We start from the raw sequence: 21,038 nt of genomic DNA, 5'->3' as shown, positions 1-21,038 counted from the left end.
CATGAGTCAAGACAACTGCATTTTTTGCAAGATCGCCTCGGGGCAGCTTCCGAGCACGAAGGTCTACGAGGACGATGAATTCGTCGCCTTCAACGACATCAACCCCGCAGCGCCGGTGCATGTGCTGGTCATCCCGCGCAAGCATATTGAAACACTTTCGCATTGCACAGAAAGTGACAGTCCGCTGCTTGGTAGAATGGTGAGTCTCGTCGGACGTTTGGCGAAAGATCTGGGTGTCTCCTACACGGGAGGGAACACCGGTTTTCGCACGGTAATAAATACCGGGCCGGGCGGCGGGCAGGAGGTGTATCACATCCACGCACATTTGTTGGCCGGCGAGCGCCCGTGGCGCCGAATGGGGTAAGTCGCATCCCTTGTTTGCGGCTTTTTCCTTTCCAATGAAATATTGGGCGAGCAAAATCGATAGTTGACGCTGAGGCGGTCTGCCTCGGCTGCGGTCGAAAGGCCGATCTTCCGTTCCCGGCACCCAAATCGGGGCGGAATCACGGAGAGTTTTCATTCATGGGTTCGTTAAGCATTTGGCATTGGTTGATCGTTCTGTTGATCGTGGCGCTCGTTTTCGGCACGAAGAAGTTGCGCAACATCGGCGGCGATCTGGGCGGCGCGGTCAAGGGTTTCAAGGAAGGCATGCGCGAGGGCGAAACCCCGGCCAATTCCGCCGATCAGCGCGAACTGCCGCGTAACGGCGCGGTGGACGTCGAGGCGAAGGACAAGTCCCGCTCGGGCGACTACCGTTAATCAGGCCGCCGACCGCAACCATTCACTTCTCGTTCAATGCTCGATCTCGGTCTGACCAAAATGGCGGTCATCGGCGTCGTGGCGCTGGTGGTCCTCGGACCGGAGCGCCTGCCCGGCGTCGCCCGCACCGCGGGCGCGCTGTTCGGGCGCGCGCAGCGCTACATCAACGACGTCAAGTCGGAAGTCACTCGTGAAATGGAACTCGATGAGCTGAAGAAAATGCGCACCGAGTTCGAAACCGCGGCGTCGAACGTGGAGTCGTCGATTCACGACACGCTGCGTCGCCACGAATCCGAATTGAACGATGCATGGAAGGAGGGTACGTCGGTCGCGCCGAGCATCGCGGGCGGCGCGGCGGAATCGGCGGACAGCACCGCGTCGGACAAGCCTTGGGCGAGCACGTCGTCATCGACGTCGGTCAAGCGCAAGAACTGGCGCGTCAAGCAAGCCGCGATTCCCAACTGGTACAAGCGCACGACCTCGCGTCGTACGCGGGTTCAGTCGGGCGCGGCGCGCGTTGCGCGTCACACGCCCGCCACCCTGCGCCGGCAGACGAAGTTCTTCTGAGCGAGCCGCGTTTCCTTCCATCGATGATTTTTACCGAGGGCCGGCGTGAGCGACCCGCAACACACTAAAGAAGAGCCCGTCGAAGAGACGTTCATTTCGCATCTGGTCGAATTGCGCGACCGCATCATCCGCGCAGGGGCTTCGGTCATCGTGGTGTTCGTCTCGCTGGTGTACTGGGCGCCGGACATCTTCAAGCTGCTTGCGCGTCCGCTGATGCAGAACCTGCCGGCCGACGGCAAGATGATCGTCACCGACGTCACCGGCTCGTTCTTCGTCCCGATGAAGGTGACGATGCTCGTCGCCTTCGTGATCGCGCTGCCGATCGTGCTGTATCAGGTCTGGGCGTTCGTCGCGCCCGGCTTGTATCAGCACGAGAAGAAGCTCGTCGCGCCGCTGGTGTTCAGCAGCTATACGCTTTTCCTGTGCGGCATGGCGTTCGCGTATTTCGTCGTCTTCCCGACGATCTTCCGCGTGATGGCGCACTACAACGCGCCGCTCGGCGCGGAAATGACGACGGATATCGACAATTACCTGAGCTTCGTGCTGACGATGTTCCTCGCGTTCGGCGTGACGTTCGAGGTGCCCATCGTCGTGGTGTTGCTTGCGCGCATGGGCGTCGTGTCGATTCAGAAGCTCAAGCAGATTCGGCCTTACGTGATCGTTGGCGCGTTCGTCATTTCGGCGGTCGTCACGCCGCCGGACGTCTTCTCGCAGCTGATTCTCGCGATTCCGCTCGTCATTCTGTATGAGGCGGGGATCATCGCAGCGCGGCTGGTGGTCGGCAAGGAACAGGTCAAAAGCGAAGAAGCGGCCGCGGAGTAGGTGCGGCTTATTGTCGCGGCGCGGCGGTGCAAAAAAGGCAGCTTCGATTTCTCGAAGCTGCCTTTTTGCTTTCAGCGCGACGAGGTTTTATTCGTCGCCCTGGTCACCCTGATCGCCTTCGTCGTCCGGCATCTGCGCTGCGCGTGGCGGCGCGGGACGCTTGCCGATCATCACGTTGACGTCCAGCTCCTTGTTCTTGCGCATCAGATGAACCTTCACCGACGTGCCCGGCTTGATCTGCGCGACGACATTCAGGAGGCGCGTGGTGTCGGTGATGGCGTCTTCGTTGATGGACACGAGGATATCGCCCGGCTTGATGCCCGCCTTGTCCGCCGGGCCGCCCTGCAGCACGCCCGCCACGATCGCGCCCGACTTCTGGTCCAGCCCGAACGATTCGGCGATTTCCGGCGTCACGTCCTGCGGTTCCACGCCGATCCAGCCGCGCGTGACCGTGCCCGTCGTGATGATGCTCTCCAGCACGCTGCGCGCGGTCGACACGGGAATCGCGAAGCCGATGCCGAGCGAGCCGCCGCTGCGCGAGTAGATCGCAGTGTTGATGCCGAGCAGATTGCCGTTCACGTCCACCAGTGCGCCGCCCGAGTTGCCGGGATTGATGGCCGCGTCGGTCTGGATGAAGTTCTCGAACGTGTTGATGCCGAGGTGATTGCGCCCGAGCGCGCTGACGATGCCCATCGTGACCGTCTGGCCTACGCCGAACGGATTGCCGATCGCGAGCACGACATCGCCGACACGCGTCTGATCCATCCTGCCGAGCGTGATGGCCGGCAGGTTGGTCATGTTGATCTTCAGCACGGCGAGGTCGGTTTCGGGATCGACGCCGATCACTTTCGCGCTGGACGTGCGACCATCGGCGAGGGCGACTTCAATTTGATCCGCCCCGTCGACGACATGCTGGTTCGTTAGAATGTAACCTTCCGAGCTGACGATCACGCCGGAGCCCAGATTCGACGCAGGCGGCTCGTCACTCTTGCGCTTGTTCTTGTCACCGAAGAAGTAGCGGAACAGCGGGTCTTTCGCACGCGGGTCGGGCGGCAGGTTGCCGTCCTTGCTGGAGAAAACGTTCACGACGGCCGGCATCGCCTTTTGCGCGCCTTCCGAGAAGGACGACTGGAGCGGGCGAGAGCCGATGCTCGGCGCGACCTCCTGCAACGCGACGATCGGCTCGGCAAGCTGCTTGCCGAATTGACCTTGACGTTGAAGCCACTGCGGTTTCAAGGTCGCGATGATGAACATCAGGGCCAAAAGCACGGTGACCGCTTGGGCAAAAAATAGCCAGAAGCGTCTAAGCATTTGAAGGGATAGAGGAATTCATGGATCGGATTGAACTCGAATTGTATCTGAACAATCTGCTGGAAATCGGCCGCTTCAAGGACTATTGCCCTAATGGTCTGCAGGTCGAGGGCGCGCGCCGCGTGCACAAGATCGCGACCGGCGTGACCGCCTCGCAGGCATTTCTCGAAGCCGCGCTCGAGTGGGGCGCGGACACCGTCCTCGTGCATCACGGCTACTTCTGGCGCAACGAGGCGCCGCAGATCACGGGCCGCAAGCACCGGCGGCTGCGCACGCTCATCGCCAACGACATCAATCTCTTCGCCTACCATCTTCCGCTCGATTCGCATCCGGAATTCGGCAACAACGCGCAGATCGGCGCGCGGCTCGGTTTGATCGCGGACAGCCGTTTTGCCGATCAGGATCTCGGCTGGATCGCGACGCTCGCGATGCCGCTGTCGCTCGAACACTTCAGCGTGATGGTCGAGAACGCGCTCGGCAGAAAGCCGCTCGTGTTCGGCGATACCGACAAGGAACTGCGGCGCGTGGCGTGGTGCACGGGCGGCGCGCAAGGCTATTTCGAAGAAGCCATTGCGGCGGGCGCGGACGTCTATCTGAGCGGCGAAGTCTCGGAGCAGACCATGCATATCGCGGCGGAATCGGGGGTTGCGTACATCGGCGCGGGCCACCACGCGACGGAGCGCTACGGCGTGCAGGCCGTGGGCGCGCACCTGTCCGAGCAATTCGATATCGAACATGTTTTTATCGATATCGATAATCCTGTTTAATACGTCATTAAGCCGGCGCGCCCATTATTGGCGCTTGCAGCCGGCTTAAATGAATGCTTCACGAGATTGCGCGAGAAACGTGGGGAAAACCCTGAAGCATCAATCACTTCGAGTGATTTTTGCTAGTCAGCCCTTGTAAATGCTAACTCCATTCGCGCACACTAGCGGCGGAACGACTGATGTGACGGTATAAATCCAACTCAGAAGTGGGGCGTGTGATGCGAGACAAGGAAGAAAAACGCGTCGACGGCGGCCGCCGTACCTGGCTGATTGCGACGACCGCAGTGGGTGGTTTCGGCGCGGTGGCAACCGTAGTTCCTTTCGTAGGTTCGTTTGCACCATCTGAAAAGGCCAAGGCGGCGGGCGCGCCCGTCGAGGTCGATATCAGCGGACTCAAGCCGGGCGAAATGATGACCGTCGCCTGGCGTGGCAAGCCGGTGTGGATCGTGAACCGCACCGACGAAATGCTGGCCGACGTCAAGAAGGCCGACAACGAAGTGGCGGACCCGAAGTCGAAGATGGAGTTCTCGATGCCGTTGCCGGAGTACTGCAACAACGAGTTCCGTTCGCGCGCCGATCACAAGAACATCTTCGTGGCCGTTGCCGTGTGCACGCATCTGGGCTGCACGCCGACTCCACGTTTCAACGAAGGTCCCCAACCCAATCTCCCCGATAACTGGCCGGGCGGTTTCCTGTGTCCGTGCCACGGCTCGACCTATGACATGGCCGGCCGCGTCTTCAAGAACAAGCCCGCGCCGCAGAACCTGGACATTCCGCCGTTCATGTTCACTTCCGCGACGCAACTCGTGATTGGCAAGGACGAAAAGGGAGAGGCGTAAATGGCGACCGCAGACAAGGAAGTGGAGACAACGGGCCTGACCGGTTGGATCGATCGCCGGTTTCCGATGACTTCGACCTGGAAGAAACACGTTTCCGAATACTACGCGCCGAAGAACTTCAACTTCTGGTACTTCTTCGGCTCGCTCGCGCTGCTGGTGCTGGTCAACCAGATCGTCACGGGCATCTTCCTGACGATGAACTACAAGCCCGATGCAACACTCGCGTTCGCGTCGGTCGAGTACATCATGCGCGAGGTGCCGTGGGGCTGGCTGATCCGCTACATGCACTCGACGGGCGCGTCGATGTTCTTCGTCGTCGTGTATCTGCACATGTTCCGCGGCCTGATGTACGGGTCGTATCGCAAGCCGCGCGAACTCGTGTGGATCTTCGGCTGCGCGATCTTCCTGTGCCTGATGGCCGAGGCGTTTTTCGGCTACCTGCTGCCGTGGGGGCAGATGTCGTTCTGGGGCGCGCAGGTGATCGTGAACCTGTTCTCGGCGATTCCGTTCATCGGCCCGGACCTGTCGTTGTGGATTCGCGGCGATTACGTCGTGTCGGACGTCACGCTCAATCGCTTTTTCGCGTTCCACGTCATCGCGATTCCGCTGGTGCTGATCGGGCTCGTCGTCGCGCATCTGGTCGCGCTGCATGAGGTCGGTTCGAACAATCCGGACGGCGTCGAAATCAAGGCGAAGAAGGGCGCCGACGGCATCCCGCTCGACGGCATTCCGTTCCATCCGTATTACTCGGTGCACGATTTCATGGGCGTGAGCGTGTTCCTGCTGATCTTCGCAGCGATCATCTTCTTCGCGCCGGAGATGGGCGGCTACTTCCTCGAAGCGAACAACTTCGTGCCGGCCAACCCGTTGCAGACCCCACCGGAAATCGCACCGGTGTGGTACTTCACCGCGTTCTACGCGATGCTTCGCGCCACCACCGATCCGTTCAAGATCGTGCTGATGATCGTGATCGCGGTGCTCGGTCTCCTGGCTCTGCTGAAGGCGCGCGGCAAGTGGCGGCTCGGCCTGCCGGTGCTCGCGGTGCTGGTGCTGATCTTCATGGCGCTGACGGAATCGAAGTTCTGGGGCGTGGTCGTGATGGGCGCGGCGGTGGTGTCGCTGTTCTTCCTGCCGTGGCTGGATCGCAGCCCGGTGAAATCGATCCGTTACCGGCCGCTGTTCCACAAGGTCTTCTATGCGATCTTCGTGTTCGCGTTCCTGTTGCTAGGGTTCCTGGGCACGCGACCACCATCGCCGGCCGCGACGCTGATCGCGCAGATCTGCGCGCTGATCTACTTTGCGTTCTTCCTCGGCATGCCTTTCTGGACGCCGCGCGGCAGGTTCAAGACGCCGCCTGAGCGAGTGCACTACAAACCTCACTGAGCGCACGTCCGGAGACAAATACGATGAAAAAATGGCTCTCTACAATATCGATGATCGCAGCGATGCTGTTCGCGTTCACCGCGGCGCCCGTGCATGCGGAGGAAGAGGCGGTGCTCGACCGGGCGCCCGATAGCTCGGACAACCTCGCGTCCCTTCAGCACGGCGCGCAAATCTTTGTAAACTATTGCCTGAATTGCCATAGCGCGAACCTGATGCGTTACAACCGGCTGACCGATCTCGGCATCAGTCAGCAGCAGATTCAGGAGAATCTGCTGTTCTCGACCGACAAGGTCGGCAATACGATGTCCATCGCGATGCGCCCGGAGGACGCGAAGGCGTGGTTCGGGGCATCGCCGCCGGATTTGTCGGTCGAGGCGCGGGCGCGTGGCAAGGACTGGCTCTATACGTACTTGCGCAGATTCTACCGTGATCCGACCAGGCCCACGGGCTGGAACAACCGCGTGTACGAGAATGTCGGGATGCCGCACGTACTGTGGACGCTTCAGGGCATCCGGGATGCTAAATTCGAGACCGATACGGATGAAAAGACCGGCGAAAAGGTAAGAAGATTCGTGGGTTACACTCAGGTTACACCGGGTGCCATGTCGTCCGTGGATTATGATTCAAGTGTGGCGGATCTCGTTTCGTACATGTCGTGGATGGCGGAACCCGCGCAGCAGACGCGCAAGCGGCTCGGCGTCTGGGTTTTGCTGTTCCTGGCGCTCTTGAGTTTCCTCGCGTGGCGCCTGAACGCGGCATACTGGAAAGATATCAAATAGCGCGCCCTCGACGGCGTGGGTCGGCGCGACGACGTTTTCCGGGAGGGAAGCGCCGCAGCCGGCCCTTCGAGTTTACTGAAGGAACTTTAAAAACATGATGGTTCTGTATTCCGGCACTACTTGCCCGTTCTCCCAGCGCTGCCGGCTGGTGTTGTTCGAAAAGGGCATGGATTTCGAGATTCGCGACGTCGATCTGTTCAACAAGCCGGAAGACATCGCGGTGATGAACCCGTACGGCCAGGTGCCGATTCTCGTCGAGCGCGACCTGATCCTGTACGAGTCGAATATCATCAACGAATACATCGACGAGCGGTTCCCGCATCCGCAACTCATGCCGGCAGATCCGGTGCAACGTGCCCGCGCGCGGCTGTTCCTGCTGAATTTCGAGAAAGAGTTGTTCGTTCACGTCGGCACGCTCGAGAATGAAAAGGGCAAGGCCGCCGAGAAGAACCACGAAAAGGCGCGCGGCGCGATCCGCGACCGCCTTACGCAGCTCGCCCCGATCTTCCTGAAGAACAAGTACATGCTGGGCGAAGAGTTTTCGATGCTCGACGTCGCGATCGCGCCGCTGCTGTGGCGTCTGGATCACTACGGCATCGAGCTGTCGAAGAACGCCGCACCGTTGATGAAGTACGCCGAGCGGATCTTCAGCCGTCCGGCTTATATTGAAGCGCTGACGCCTTCCGAAAAGGTGATGCGTCGATAGTTTGAGTGCGTTGGAACGCGGCGGCGCGGATTTCGCGCAGCCGTATTCCGACAGAGGAAAGTTGATGCAAGAGATTTCCACCAAGCCGTACTTGTTGCGCGCACTGTATGAGTGGTGCACGGACAACGGCTTCACGCCCCACATCGCCGTACGGGTCGATGCCGCCACGCGCGTGCCGCGTCAGTTTGTGCGCAACGACGAGATCGTGTTGAACATCAGTTTCGAGGCGACGAGCCAGTTGCAGATGGGCAACGAGTGGATCGAGTTCAGCGCGCGTTTCTCCGGCAAGTCGCACAAGATCGAAGTGCAGGTTGCCAACGTGCTCGCTATTTACGCGCGAGAGAACGGCCAGGGGATGGCGTTTCCGGTTGAGCAATCGCATTCCGGCCCGGATCTCGCGGGCGCTCCTCTTGGGTCGCGATCGGTCGAGCGCGAGACCCGGCGTATCGAGGAGCCAGCGAGCGAGCGAGCGGAGTCCGCAGCGGAGTCGTCGAAGGATGACTCGCAGGCAGGCGTCGAGGACGATGCTTCGAAATCGCCTGTGCGGTCTCACCTCAAAGTCGTTAAATGAAGTAGAATCTCGCTCTTCGCCGGCTTAGCTCATCTGGTAGAGCAGTTGATTTGTAATCATCAGGTGGCGGGTTCGAGTCCTGCAGCCGGCACCAAGACTTATGTCGACGGGTCGTGCGATGTCCGCACGGCCCGTTTGCTGTAAGTCGGTTGGATAAGTAGGTTGAGTCGATAAGAAAAGCTTCAAAACTTTGTTGACAGAAGCCGAAACGTTGTTCATAATCTCGTTTCTCTGCTGCTGATGCAGCGACGCAAGACGGAAGTTGATGTGATTCTTGCGATGTGCTCTTTAAAAACTAACAGCCGATAAGTGTGGGCGCTTGATAGCGAGTGCGGTTTCAGTCTTTCGGGGCTGAGGCAAAAGCAAAAGTATCAAGAGTCTCACACGAAGTATCAGAGGAAGGTTTATCTGTCGAGAGATGGATTAATCATCGTCAGTACGTTGAGTGAGCGACCGGTTCTTAACGGAACCGAAAAACAGTAACAGGTTTGAACTGAAGAGTTTGATCCTGGCTCAGATTGAACGCTGGCGGCATGCCTTACACATGCAAGTCGAACGGCAGCACGGGGGCAACCCTGGTGGCGAGTGGCGAACGGGTGAGTAATACATCGGAACGTGTCCTGTAGTGGGGGATAGCCCGGCGAAAGCCGGATTAATACCGCATACGATCTACGGAAGAAAGCGGGGGATCCTTCGGGACCTCGCGCTATAGGGGCGGCCGATGGCAGATTAGCTAGTTGGTGGGGTAAAGGCCTACCAAGGCGACGATCTGTAGCTGGTCTGAGAGGACGACCAGCCACACTGGGACTGAGACACGGCCCAGACTCCTACGGGAGGCAGCAGTGGGGAATTTTGGACAATGGGGGCAACCCTGATCCAGCAATGCCGCGTGTGTGAAGAAGGCCTTCGGGTTGTAAAGCACTTTTGTCCGGAAAGAAAACCATCGCCCTAATATGGTGGTGGGATGACGGTACCGGAAGAATAAGCACCGGCTAACTACGTGCCAGCAGCCGCGGTAATACGTAGGGTGCGAGCGTTAATCGGAATTACTGGGCGTAAAGCGTGCGCAGGCGGTCTGTTAAGACCGATGTGAAATCCCCGGGCTTAACCTGGGAACTGCATTGGTGACTGGCAGGCTTTGAGTGTGGCAGAGGGGGGTAGAATTCCACGTGTAGCAGTGAAATGCGTAGAGATGTGGAGGAATACCGATGGCGAAGGCAGCCCCCTGGGCCAACACTGACGCTCATGCACGAAAGCGTGGGGAGCAAACAGGATTAGATACCCTGGTAGTCCACGCCCTAAACGATGTCAACTAGTTGTTGGGGATTCATTTCCTTAGTAACGTAGCTAACGCGTGAAGTTGACCGCCTGGGGAGTACGGTCGCAAGATTAAAACTCAAAGGAATTGACGGGGACCCGCACAAGCGGTGGATGATGTGGATTAATTCGATGCAACGCGAAAAACCTTACCTACCCTTGACATGGTCGGAATCCCGCTGAGAGGTGGGAGTGCTCGAAAGAGAACCGGCGCACAGGTGCTGCATGGCTGTCGTCAGCTCGTGTCGTGAGATGTTGGGTTAAGTCCCGCAACGAGCGCAACCCTTGTCCTTAGTTGCTACGCAAGAGCACTCTAAGGAGACTGCCGGTGACAAACCGGAGGAAGGTGGGGATGACGTCAAGTCCTCATGGCCCTTATGGGTAGGGCTTCACACGTCATACAATGGTCGGAACAGAGGGTTGCCAAGCCGCGAGGTGGAGCCAATCCCAGAAAACCGATCGTAGTCCGGATCGCAGTCTGCAACTCGACTGCGTGAAGCTGGAATCGCTAGTAATCGCGGATCAGCATGCCGCGGTGAATACGTTCCCGGGTCTTGTACACACCGCCCGTCACACCATGGGAGTGGGTTTCACCAGAAGTAGGTAGCCTAACCGCAAGGAGGGCGCTTACCACGGTGGGATTCATGACTGGGGTGAAGTCGTAACAAGGTAGCCGTATCGGAAGGTGCGGCTGGATCACCTCCTTTCTCGAGCTTCGCACTTCAACATTAAGCGCTCACGCTTATCGGCTGTAAGAAAGACAGGCTAAGGGTCTGTAGCTCAGTCGGTTAGAGCACCGTCTTGATAAGGCGGGGGTCGTTGGTTCGAATCCAACCAGACCCACCACCCGAGAGAGGCGTGCTGACGGAGCAACCGTTCCTAGTCAGGCCACGGAAGGGGGATTAGCTCAGCTGGGAGAGCACCTGCTTTGCAAGCAGGGGGTCGTCGGTTCGATCCCGTCATCCTCCACCAAGTCTTCAATGCCAAGTGTTTGCTGCAAGCACTTGGCATTGGCGACTATAGCCAGTTGATGCTGCAAGCAGTGCAACACGCTTGTCGGCTAAACGTTCTTTAACAATCTGGAAGAAGTAGTAAAGAGAATCGCGAAAGCACTTAGAGATGGGTGTGAGTAGAGATTTAAGGGTAGTGATTGTATCAAGTATGAAAAGGTGATCGAGAGATCGCTTTGGAATACGGCACAACGCGAATACTCAGCCTATGACGGGACGTGACAAGCGCAAGCAGACACACTCGTTATAGGGTCAAGCGAACAAGTGCATGTGGTGGATGCCTTGGCGATCACAGGCGATGAAGGACGCGGTAGCCTGCGAAAAGCTACGGGGAGCTGGCAAACGAGCTTTGATCCGTAGATGTCCGAATGGGGAAACCCGGCCCGTATGGGTCATCCTAAGCTGAATACATAGGCTTAGTGAAGCGAACGCGGTGAACTGAAACATCTAAGTAACCGCAGGAAAAGAAATCAACCGAGATTCCCAGAGTAGTGGCGAGCGAAATGGGATCAGCCTGTACTCTTTATTTGACTTATTAGCCGAACGCTCTGGAAAGTGCGGCCCTAGCAGGTGATAGCCCTGTAGGCGAAAATAGGTTGAAAGAACTAGGTGTACGACAAGTAGGGCGGGACACGTGAAATCCTGTCTGAAGATGGGGGGACCATCCTCCAAGGCTAAATACTCGTGATCGACCGATAGTGAACCAGTACCGTGAGGGAAAGGCGAAAAGAACCCCGGGAGGGGAGTGAAATAGATCCTGAAACCGCATGCATACAAACAGTCGGAGCCTGGAAACGGGTGACGGCGTACCTTTTGTATAATGGGTCAGCGACTTACGTTCAGTAGCGAGCTTAACTGATTAAGGCAGGCGTAGCGAAAGCGAGTCCGAATAGGGCGATCAGTTGCTGGGCGTAGACCCGAAACCAAGTGATCTATCCATGGCCAGGTTGAAGGTGCGGTAACACGTACTGGAGGACCGAACCCACTAACGTTGAAAAGTTAGGGGATGAGCTGTGGATAGGGGTGAAAGGCTAAACAAACTTGGAAATAGCTGGTTCTCTCCGAAAACTATTTAGGTAGTGCCTCGTGTATCACCTTCGGGGGTAGAGCACTGTCATGGTTGTGGGGTCCATTGCGGATTACTACGCCATAGCAAACTCCGAATACCGAAGAGTGCAATCACGGGAGACAGACATCGGGTGCTAACGTCCGGTGTCAAGAGGGAAACAACCCAGACCGCCAGCTAAGGTCCCAAAGATTGGCTAAGTGGGAAACGAAGTGGGAAGGCTAAAACAGTCAGGAGGTTGGCTTAGAAGCAGCCACCCTTTAAAGAAAGCGTAATAGCTCACTGATCGAGTCGTCCTGCGCGGAAGATGTAACGGGGCTCAAGCCAGTCACCGAAGCTGCGGATACACGTTGAAAGATACGTGTGTGGTAGGAGAGCGTTCCGTAAGCCTGCGAAGGTGCGTTGAAAAGCGTGCTGGAGGTATCGGAAGTGCGAATGCTGACATGAGTAGCGATAAAGGGGGTGAAAAGCCCCCTCGCCGTAAGCCCAAGGTTTCCTACGCAACGTTCATCGGCGTAGGGTGAGTCGGCCCCTAAGGCGAGGCAGAAATGCGTAGCTGATGGGAAGCAGGTCAATATTCCTGCACCATTGTTAGATGCGATGGGGGGACGGATCGCGGAAGGTTGTCCGGGTGTTGGACGTCCCGGTCGCTGCATTGGAGAAGGCGCTTAGGCAAATCCGGGCGCGTAATTCAAGGGTGTGGCGCGAGCTTCTTAGGAAGCGAAGCAATTGGAAGTGGTTCCAAGAAAAGCCTCTAAGCTTCAGTCTAATAGTGACCGTACCGCAAACCGACACAGGTGGGCGAGATGAGTATTCTAAGGCGCTTGAGAGAACTCGGGAGAAGGAACTCGGCAAATTGGTACCGTAACTTCGGGATAAGGTACGCCCTTGTAGCTTGACTGGCCTGCGCCAGGAGGGTGAAAGGGTTGCAATAAACTGGTGGCTGCGACTGTTTAATAAAAACACAGCACTCTGCAAACACGAAAGTGGACGTATAGGGTGTGACGCCTGCCCGGTGCCGGAAGATTAAATGATGGGGTGCAAGCTCTTGATTGAAGTCCCGGTAAACGGCGGCCGTAACTATAACGGTCCTAAGGTAGCGAAATTCCTTGTCGGGTAAGTTCCGACCTGCACGAATGGCGTAACGATGGCCACACTGTCTCCTCCCGAGACTCAGCGAAGTTGAAGTGTTTGTGATGATGCAATCTCCCCGCGGCTAGACGGAAAGACCCCATGAACCTTTACTGTAGCTTTGCATTGGACTTTGAACCGATCTGTGTAGGATAGGTGGGAGGCTATGAAGCGTGAACGCTAGTTTGCGTGGAGCCGTCCTTGAAATACCACCCTGGTTTGTTTGAGGTTCTAACCTTGGTCCATGATCTGGATCGGGGACAGTGCATGGTAGGCAGTTTGACTGGGGCGGTCTCCTCCCAAAGTGTAACGGAGGAGTACGAAGGTACGCTAGGTACGGTCGGAAATCGTGCTGATAGTGCAATGGCATAAGCGTGCTTAACTGCGAGACCGACAAGTCGAGCAGGTGCGAAAGCAGGTCATAGTGATCCGGTGGTTCTGTATGGAAGGGCCATCGCTCAACGGATAAAAGGTACTCTGGGGATAACAGGCTGATACCGCCCAAGAGTTCATATCGACGGCGGTGTTTGGCACCTCGATGTCGGCTCATCTCATCCTGGGGCTGTAGCCGGTCCCAAGGGTATGGCTGTTCGCCATTTAAAGAGGTACGTGAGCTGGGTTTAAAACGTCGTGAGACAGTTTGGTCCCTATCTGCCGTGGGCGTTGGATATTTGAAGGGGGCTGCTCCTAGTACGAGAGGACCGGAGTGGACGAACCTCTGGTGTACCGGTTGTCACGCCAGTGGCATCGCCGGGTAGCTATGTTCGGAAGAGATAACCGCTGAAAGCATCTAAGCGGGAAACTCGCCTTAAGATGAGATATCCCCGGGGCTTCGAGCCCCTTGAAGGGTCGTTCCAGACCAGGACGTTGATAGGTCAGGTGTGTAAGTGCAGTAATGCATTGAGCTAACTGATACTAATTGCCCGTAAGGCTTGATCCTATAACCAGTGTGTTTGTTGCCTCCTCAGGAGCCCGCACTGGCGAGTCACAGCGTGTGCGACAATCGCCACCCGAATTCTTTACCGCTTCTTCCCGGATTGGTTGTGTTGACCACGTCAACTCAACAACAAGTCATGCCTGATGACCATAGCGAGTCGGTCCCACCCCTTCCCATCCCGAACAGGACCGTGAAACGACTCCACGCCGATGATAGTGCGGATACCCGTGTGAAAGTAGGTAATCGTCAGGCTCCTCATGCCGAAAACAAAAACCCCACCCCGCAAAGGTGGGGTTTTTGCGTTTCTGCTGCGCACGATAGCGAAGCAAGCAGCCGCACGCCGCGCAAGCGCTAAAATCCCACACGTATTCCCCAAGAGCGGCCAATGCCGTCGATCTCCCCATGCTACGTCTAAGCGAAATCAAGCTCTCGCTCGATCATCCCGAATCGGCTATCGAATCTGCTGTTCTCGCGCGTCTCGCGGAGATCGGGGTTGGCGCGAACGAACTCGTGAGCTTTCACGTATTTCGTCGTGCACACGATGCCCGCAAGCGCGCCGATATCAAACTCACCTACATCATCGATGTCGAGTTGCAAGACGAAGCGTCTGTGTTGAAGCGTCTCGAATCGCGTCCTCATCCGCATTGCGGCGTAACGCCGGACATGGCCTATCGCTTCGTGGCCAAAGCGCCGGCGCATTCGACGCTGCTGCGTCCCGTCGTCATTGGCATGGGGCCGTGCGGGCTTTTCGCCGGGCTGATTCTCGCGCAGATGGGCTTCCGCCCGATCATCCTCGAGCGAGGCAAAGCCGTGCGTGAGCGCACCAAGGACACATGGGGTCTCTGGCGACGTAACGAGCTCAACCCGGAGTCGAACGTGCAATTCGGCGAAGGCGGCGCCGGCACGTTCTCCGACGGCAAACTCTACAGCCAGATCAAGGATCCGAAGCACTACGGACGCAAGGTGCTCGACGAATTCGTCAAGGCAGGCGCGCCCGAGGACATACTGTACTTGAGCCGACCGCACATCGGTACGTTTCGGCTCGTGAGCATGGTCGAGAAGATGCGCGCGCAGATACACCAGCTCGGCGGCGAAGTGCGATTCCAGCAGCGGGTCGAAGACATCGAAATCGATAACGGCAAGGTGCGCGGACTCACGCTTTCGACCGGAGAAACGCTGCGTTGCGATCACGTCGTGCTGGCTGTCGGTCATAGCGCGCGCGACACCTTCCAGATGCTGCACGACCGCGGCGTGTACATGGAAGCCAAACCGTTCTCGCTAGGCTTTCGCATCGAGCATCCGCAAGGTTTGATCGATCGAAGCCGCTTCGGCAAATTCGCTGGTCACGAGAAGCTGGGCGCGGCCGATTACAAAGTAGTCCATCACTGCAGCAACGGTCGCGCGGTCTACAGCTTCTGCATGTGCCCGGGCGGCACGGTCGTCGCGGCGACTTCCGAGCCGGGTCGCGTCGTGACCAACGGCATGAGCCAGTATTCGCGCGCCGAGCGCAATGCGAATGCGGGCATCGTCGTCGGCATTACGCCGGACGACTTTCCCGGCGGCCCGCTCGCGGGCATCGCGTTCCAGCGCAAGTGGGAAGAGCGCGCGTTCGAACTGGGCGGTGGCGACTACAGCGCGCCGGGCCAACTCGTTGGCGACTTCATCGCGGGTCGGGCTTCGACATCGCTTGGTTCGGTCGTTCCTTCGTACAAGCCGGGCGTCAAGCCGACCGACCTGAGCACAGCGCTTCCCGAATACGTGATCGAAGCGATCCGCGAAGCCTTGCCCGAACTCGACAAGAAGATCAATGGATTCGCGATGCACGATGCCGTGTTGACCGGCGTCGAGACGCGCACGTCGTCACCGATCCGCGTGCGTCGTAAGGACGATTATCAGAGCGTCAACGTCGACGGTCTGTATCCGGCAGGCGAGGGCGCGGGTTATGCCGGCGGGATCTATTCGGCGGCCATCGATGGCATCGAAGTCGCCGAGGCGGTGGCGCTGCAAATGATGGCGCAGCACGCGGCGACTGCCTGAAGAAGAAAAAAGGCGCATCCGCGAAAGCGATGCGCCTCTTGATCAGGTCACCACACCGACCTGCCACGGCACGAATTCGCTCTGCCCGTACCCATGCAGTTCGCTCTTCGACGCCACGCCTGACGCACAGTCCAGCATCATCTGGAAGATCTGCTCACCGAGCTGCTCGATGGTCGCGGAGCCGTCGATCACGCCGCCGCAGTTGATATCCATATCCTCTTCCTGCCGCTCCCACAACGCGGTGTTCGTTGCGAGCTTGAGCGAAGGCGAGGGCGCGCATCCATAGGCCGAGCCGCGACCCGTCGTGAAGCAGATCAGATTCGCACCCGACGCAACCTGGCCCGTCGCCGACATCGGATCGTAGCCGGGCGAGTCCATGAACACGAAGCCTTTCGCATCGATGCGCTGAGCGTACTCGTACACTTCGACGAGATTCGTCGTTCCGCCCTTCGCGACCGCGCCGAGCGACTTTTCGAGGATCGTCGTGAGACCGCCGACCTTGTTGCCCGCCGACGGGTTGTTGTCCATCGCCGCACCGTTGCGTGCGCAATACGTTTCCCACCACGTGATACGCGCGAGCAGTTTTTCGCCGACCTCGCGGCTCACCGCGCGACGCGTCAGTAAATGCTCCGCGCCATACACTTCCGGCGTCTCCGACAAAATCGCCGTGCCGCCATTCGCGACGAGCTTGTCGACCGCCGCGCCGAGCGCGGGATTGGCCGAAATGCCCGAATAGCCGTCGGACCCGCCGCACTGCAATCCGACGATCAAATGTGAAGCCGGGACCGGCTCACGTTTGACGCGATTAGCATCGGCGAGCATTTCCTTCACGATCGCGATGCCGCGCTCGATGGTCTTCCTCGTACCGCCGCTGTCCTGAATCGTGAAGCTGCGCAGTTTTTCGCCGTCCTTCAGGCCGCTCGATTCGAGCACGCCCGAAATCTGATTGGTCTCACATCCCAGCCCGACGAACAGCACCGCATGAAAATTCGGATGCACCGCGTAACCCGCGAGCGTGCGGCGCAAGATGCCGAGCCCTTCGCCCTGCATGTCGATGCCACATCCGAGACCATGCGTCAGCGCGATCACGCCATCCACGTTCGGATAATCCGCGAGCGCTTCCGGATGCACATCGCGACGGAAGTGATCCGCGATCGCGCGCGCCACCGTCGCCGAACAGTTCACGCTCGTCAGCACGCCGACAAAATTGCGCGTCGCCACGCGGCCGTCGTCGCGGCGGATGCCCATGAACGTCGCGGGTACATCGACGAACGGCGTCGGATGCAGATCGACGCCGAACTCGTGTTCGCGCGCGAAATCGGCCATCGACAGATTGTGCGTGTGCACGTGCTGTCCGCGCGAAATCGCATCGCGCGCCACGCCGATGATCTGGTTGTAGCGCTTTACGGGCGCGCCCGCCGCGATATCGCGCGTCGCGATCTTGTGCCCCGGCGGGATCAGCCCGGCGACGACGAGATCCTCCGACGCGATGCGCGCGCCGGAGAGCAACTGACGCGTCGCGATCACGACGTCGTCATTGGGATGCAGCCGGATGACCGCATGGTCGGTGGATGTGCTGGACATGGTTTAGTTCTCAGACCGTGGAAGGTGCGCGGTTGTCGCGCCGGGCTTGCTCTTCTTCGGCAAGATTGAGCGGTTCGATCTTGCCTACGATTACAAGATAGCTGAACGCGCCGAGGAAGCAGAAGCCGCCCGCGACACACAGCGGAATCACGAACGAGCCCTTGGTGATCGAGAGCATCACGCCGGTGAAGGTCGTGATGACGATGCCCGCCAGGTTCGACGCGAAGTTCTGAATGCCGCCGATCGACGCGACGTGATCCGGCGTCGGCGCGACGTCGCTCGGCAGCGACCAGATGCTGGCGGCCGCGAACGCAAGGCTGGCGTAAGCGATGCCGAAGAATGCGAGCATCAGATAGACGTTGGTCGCGAACGCCGAAAGCGTGATGACCGACGAAAGCAGCATGCCGCCGACCATGCAGGTCTTGCGCGCGGCGGTCAGGCTCCAGCCGCGCCGGAACAGCGAGTCCGACACATAGCCGCCGAGCCAGCCACCCGGAATCGACATCAGCGCGGGAATCGTGCCGAGCGTGCCGAGCGACTTCAGCGAGAAGCCGTGCGCCTGCACGAGATAGCTCGGGAACCAGGTGATGAAGAAGTAGATCACGAAGTTCAGGCAGAAGAAGCCGAGCATCATGCCCCACAGCGTGCGGTACTTGAAGAGAGACGCCCACGAAACCTTGTTCTTCGGCGCGACCGGAACCGGCGCGACATCGGTTTCGCCGGTCAGATCGCCCTTCGACTTGTTACGGTAGATCAGGAACCAGCCGAGAATCCACACGAAGCCGATCACGCCGGTGATGACAAACGACGCTTCCCAGCCGAACGAACTGATGATGAGGGCGACCACGGGAATCGACAGCGCCGAGCCGACGCGCGAGCCGCTATCGAAGATGCTGGTTGCGAAGGCGCGTTGTTCCTTCTTGAACCATTGCGACACGAGCTTGGCGCACGACGGATACGCGCCCGCTTCGCCGATGCCCAGCATCAGACGGCAGCCGAACATGCCGACGACGCTCGTCGCGACGGCGGTCAGCGCCGTGAACACCGACCACCAGCCCACCGCCAGCGGCAGCGCGATGCGCGCACCGACGCGGTCGACGAACCAGCCGAACGGCATCTGCATGAGCGCATAGCTCCAGAAGAAGCCGCTCAGGATGAAGCCCATTTCAGCCGGGCCGATGCCGAGCGCTTTTTCGATCTGCGGCGCGGCGACCGCAAGATTCGCGCGGTCGATGTAGTTGATTGCGATTGCGAGAAAAGCCAGAAATATCACTACCCAACGCATTTTGCGCATCGTTCGTCTCCTCAATGGGCGGCACTTCATGTATTCCGACTCGATCCGCGATGCCGGCGCGGCGAGGCGTGATTCAGGGAAAACGTGTTCAGCGCGCGTTGAGCGCGTCGTGCAGACGCTTCTGCTCGATTTCGAGGTTCAATTCGCGCGCGAGATCGATGACTGGCTGAAAGCGGCGCAGCTTTTTCTCGTCGTGATTGCGCGCGATATCCGCAAGCCGATGCACGAGAAACGGGTTTTCGAAGCGGTCGCGCACGCTCGCGAGATAGTCGGCCGCGATGTCGTGCTTGCCGAGCGCCGCGAACACCGGCAGCACTTCGTCTCGCCAAGTCGCTTCGAGCGGCTCGCGCCAGGCCGGATCGCGCATCGCATCGAGCACGGTCATGTCGGGAGCGCCGTCGCGCGCGCGCCAGATTTCCGCGAGCATCGTGTGGCCGAGATTGAGCATCAGCAGCTTGAGACGTTCGTAGTGCGCGAGATCGTCGGTGACGACGATGTCCTCGTGCTCGCACGGCAGCACCATGCCGGCCTGGCGCTCGATCGCCCACAGCGCGTACGGCTCCGCGATCGCGCCGACCGGCTGGATCGGCTCGGACACGATCCGGTCCACGAGCGAATTCACCCACACACAGTCTTTCGTCAGATAGCCGATGAACGCCTCGTCGACATTCCAGCCGTGCGCCACGCCGATGACCAGATCGCGCAACGTATCGCCGTTGCGCGAAACCAGTTCGCAGGGCAGAAGCGTGATCGGCGCGGCGCCCGCCCGATATCGCGCATGGAGCAGGACCGCGAGTTTTGCCGCGAACCCGCGCGGAGTGTGCAGGCCGTCGAGCAGATCGGCGCGGTCTTCATCGAAGAGCGCGTAGCCCGCGTCCGCCGTGTTCGAGACGATCACTTTCACGTCGTGCTTCACGCGCTCGATCAGCAATGGCCAGTCATCGTTCGCGTGCAGCGCTTCGGTGATCGAATCGCATTCGACGGTCGTATCGACCGTTTCATCCCGGCGACGGCCGCGGATGCGTACCGGATAGCGGCCCGACGAGCGCAGCGCGTCGACGCGCGCGCGGCTGTCGGCGCTGGCGGTGGTCTGTACGACGGTAATCTTGCCCAGCGCTTTCGAGGGGTCGCGCCGCGCCGCTTCGGTGACGAAGAAATCGACATGCGCCTGCAGAAACCGGCTCGTGCCGAATTGAAGGATTGGATTTTTCATGTTTGCGCATGCCGCTCGTCGCGACGGCTCGGTGCTGATTCGAGTGGGAACGGTTCCAGATCGGCCAAAAAAAATCGGCCACCTGGCCTTACCGGATTGCATACTAGTGTCTTGAAATAGAATTGGTCAAGCCACTTGTAAGCGGTCCGAGAACGGCAAATGCCCGCCATGCGGTGCGTCGGCCCTTCCGCTGATTACAATCCACGTTTTCCCCGAGACAAAAAGCAGGAGCCAGCACGTGAGCGTGAAACCAGCCGAAACGCGCCGCCTCTATCTTCAGATCGCCGACAAGCTGCGCGGGCTGATCGAACAGCAGGATTTCGCGCCCAACGGCCGTTTGCCGTCGGAGCGCGAACTCGCGCTGACGCTCGGCGTGTCGCGGCCTTCGGTGCGCGAGGCGCTGGTCGCGCTCGAACTGGAAGGGCGCGTCGAGATTCGCATGGGCTCGGGCGTGTATATCGTCGCGGCGCCAGCCGCCAAGCCGCCGACAACCGAAGCGGAACTGGGCGAAAGCCCGATCGAAATCATGAACGCGCGCAGCGTGATCGAGGGCGCGATCGCGGCGAGCGTCGCGCCGTTTGCGAAGCCGAAGGAGTTGAAGACGCTGCGCGCAGTGTACGAGACGATGGCGCGCGAAGTCGCAAACGGCCAAGTGCCGATGAGCGCCGACCGCGCGTTTCACATCGCGATTGCGCAGATGACCGGCAACGACGTGCTGGTACGCACGGTCGGTAGCCTGTACGACGAACGGCACAGCCCGTTGTCATCGACGCTGCGCGGACACTTCGAAGGGGAAGAAACGTGGGCGGCGGCGCTCGGCGAGCATCGCGAGATTCTGGAGGCGCTCGAGGCGCGCGACGCGATCCAGGCGCAGGCCGCGATGCAGCGGCACATGCGTCAGTCCGCGGCGCGCCTGATGACGAGACGCAAAAGCTGACGCCGGCG

The 21,038-nt window shown here is 59.3% G+C and carries 16 protein-coding genes, 3 tRNA genes and 3 rRNA genes; 18 read left to right on the top strand and 4 right to left on the bottom strand.

Translation table 11 applies throughout. The features are described 5' to 3' along the window. The first annotated feature begins 1 nt into the window (after window position 1). The 4 genes from BTHE68_RS11535 (at window position 2) to tatC (ending at window position 2,148) form a co-directional block, all read left to right on the top strand. Entirely contained in the window at window positions 2-364 is a 363-nt protein-coding gene (locus BTHE68_RS11535; protein ID WP_061180201.1) for a histidine triad nucleotide-binding protein, read from the top strand. Window positions 365-522: 158 nt separating this feature from the next. Continuing rightward, entirely contained in the window at window positions 523-759 is a 237-nt protein-coding gene (tatA, locus tag BTHE68_RS11530; protein ID WP_162066424.1) for a Sec-independent protein translocase subunit TatA, read from the top strand. A 36-nt stretch (window positions 760-795) separates the two neighbouring features. Further along, the gene (gene tatB / locus BTHE68_RS11525; RefSeq protein ID WP_162066423.1) at window positions 796-1,326 is read left to right on the top strand and encodes a Sec-independent protein translocase protein TatB; all 531 of its coding nucleotides are present in this window, start codon (window positions 796-798) and stop codon (window positions 1,324-1,326) included. Between the two features lie 45 nt (window positions 1,327-1,371). Then, a complete protein-coding gene (gene tatC / locus BTHE68_RS11520) occupies window positions 1,372-2,148 on the top strand; it encodes a twin-arginine translocase subunit TatC (protein ID WP_061180204.1) in 777 nt (258 codons plus the stop codon). Between the two features lie 87 nt (window positions 2,149-2,235). On the opposite strand, the gene BTHE68_RS11515 is transcribed toward tatC, so the two are convergent. Further along, a complete protein-coding gene (locus tag BTHE68_RS11515) occupies window positions 2,236-3,459 on the bottom strand; it encodes a S1C family serine protease (RefSeq protein ID WP_061180205.1) in 1,224 nt (407 codons plus the stop codon). 20 nt (window positions 3,460-3,479) lie between these two features. On the opposite strand from BTHE68_RS11515, the gene BTHE68_RS11510 reads away from it, so the two are divergent. The 13 genes from BTHE68_RS11510 (at window position 3,480) to BTHE68_RS11450 (ending at window position 16,002) form a co-directional block, all read left to right on the top strand. After that, window positions 3,480-4,226: a Nif3-like dinuclear metal center hexameric protein gene (locus tag BTHE68_RS11510; protein WP_162066422.1), complete on the top strand. Its 747-nt coding sequence runs from the start codon at window positions 3,480-3,482 to the stop codon at window positions 4,224-4,226. Between the two features lie 218 nt (window positions 4,227-4,444). Then, window positions 4,445-5,065, top strand: a complete 621-nt coding sequence (gene petA, locus BTHE68_RS11505) for a ubiquinol-cytochrome c reductase iron-sulfur subunit (RefSeq protein ID WP_162066421.1) — start codon at window positions 4,445-4,447, stop codon at window positions 5,063-5,065. After that, on the top strand, window positions 5,066-6,448 hold the full coding sequence (locus tag BTHE68_RS11500) for a cytochrome b (RefSeq protein ID WP_162066420.1): 1,383 nt from the start codon (window positions 5,066-5,068) through the stop codon (window positions 6,446-6,448). Window positions 6,449-6,471: 23 nt separating this feature from the next. After that, window positions 6,472-7,227, top strand: a complete 756-nt coding sequence (locus BTHE68_RS11495) for a cytochrome c1 (RefSeq protein ID WP_162066419.1) — start codon at window positions 6,472-6,474, stop codon at window positions 7,225-7,227. 94 nt (window positions 7,228-7,321) lie between these two features. Further along, window positions 7,322-7,933, top strand: a complete 612-nt coding sequence (locus BTHE68_RS11490; RefSeq protein ID WP_014192402.1) for a glutathione S-transferase N-terminal domain-containing protein — start codon at window positions 7,322-7,324, stop codon at window positions 7,931-7,933. Between the two features lie 64 nt (window positions 7,934-7,997). Then, window positions 7,998-8,504 (top strand): ClpXP protease specificity-enhancing factor, encoded by a 507-nt coding sequence (locus tag BTHE68_RS11485; protein ID WP_162066418.1) that lies wholly within the window; start codon window positions 7,998-8,000, stop codon window positions 8,502-8,504. Window positions 8,505-8,522: 18 nt separating this feature from the next. Further along, window positions 8,523-8,598: transfer RNA gene (locus tag BTHE68_RS11480), tRNA-Thr, on the top strand. A 396-nt stretch (window positions 8,599-8,994) separates the two neighbouring features. After that, window positions 8,995-10,528, top strand: a 16S ribosomal RNA gene (locus BTHE68_RS11475). 62 nt (window positions 10,529-10,590) lie between these two features. Then, window positions 10,591-10,667 (top strand) — tRNA-Ile (locus BTHE68_RS11470). A gap of 50 nt (window positions 10,668-10,717) precedes the next feature. Beyond that, a tRNA-Ala gene (locus BTHE68_RS11465) sits at window positions 10,718-10,793 on the top strand. 288 nt (window positions 10,794-11,081) lie between these two features. Then, window positions 11,082-13,968 (top strand): 23S ribosomal RNA (locus BTHE68_RS11460). Window positions 13,969-14,104: 136 nt separating this feature from the next. Further along, a 5S ribosomal RNA gene (gene rrf / locus BTHE68_RS11455) occupies window positions 14,105-14,217 on the top strand. Together the 16S, 23S and 5S rRNA genes with 3 tRNA genes alongside form the textbook arrangement of a ribosomal RNA operon. Before the next feature lie 150 nt (window positions 14,218-14,367). Then, a complete protein-coding gene (locus BTHE68_RS11450) occupies window positions 14,368-16,002 on the top strand; it encodes an NAD(P)/FAD-dependent oxidoreductase (protein WP_162066417.1) in 1,635 nt (544 codons plus the stop codon). Between the two features lie 42 nt (window positions 16,003-16,044). Here the strand turns inward: BTHE68_RS11450 and BTHE68_RS11445 are convergent, their stop codons facing one another. From BTHE68_RS11445 to BTHE68_RS11435, 3 genes are all read right to left on the bottom strand, one after another. Continuing rightward, the gene (locus BTHE68_RS11445) at window positions 16,045-17,586 is read right to left on the bottom strand and encodes a UxaA family hydrolase (protein ID WP_162066416.1); all 1,542 of its coding nucleotides are present in this window, start codon (window positions 17,584-17,586) and stop codon (window positions 16,045-16,047) included. Between the two features lie 10 nt (window positions 17,587-17,596). Then, window positions 17,597-18,880, bottom strand: coding sequence for an MFS transporter (locus BTHE68_RS11440; RefSeq protein WP_162066415.1), 1,284 nt, complete (start codon window positions 18,878-18,880; stop codon window positions 17,597-17,599). An 88-nt stretch (window positions 18,881-18,968) separates the two neighbouring features. After that, complete coding sequence (locus tag BTHE68_RS11435) at window positions 18,969-20,093, bottom strand: mannitol dehydrogenase family protein (RefSeq protein ID WP_162066414.1); 1,125 nt, start codon at window positions 20,091-20,093, stop codon at window positions 18,969-18,971. A 238-nt stretch (window positions 20,094-20,331) separates the two neighbouring features. On the opposite strand from BTHE68_RS11435, the gene BTHE68_RS11430 reads away from it, so the two are divergent. Beyond that, the gene (locus BTHE68_RS11430; protein ID WP_162066413.1) at window positions 20,332-21,030 is read left to right on the top strand and encodes a FadR/GntR family transcriptional regulator; all 699 of its coding nucleotides are present in this window, start codon (window positions 20,332-20,334) and stop codon (window positions 21,028-21,030) included. Window positions 21,031-21,038: the final 8 nt, after the last annotated feature.

The sequence above is a fragment of the Burkholderia sp. THE68 genome (genome assembly GCF_009938265.1).
Classification (GTDB): Bacteria; Pseudomonadota; Gammaproteobacteria; order Burkholderiales; family Burkholderiaceae; genus Caballeronia.
Note: the sequence above shows the minus strand (reverse complement) of the source record. Positions and strands in the feature narration are given on the sequence as shown.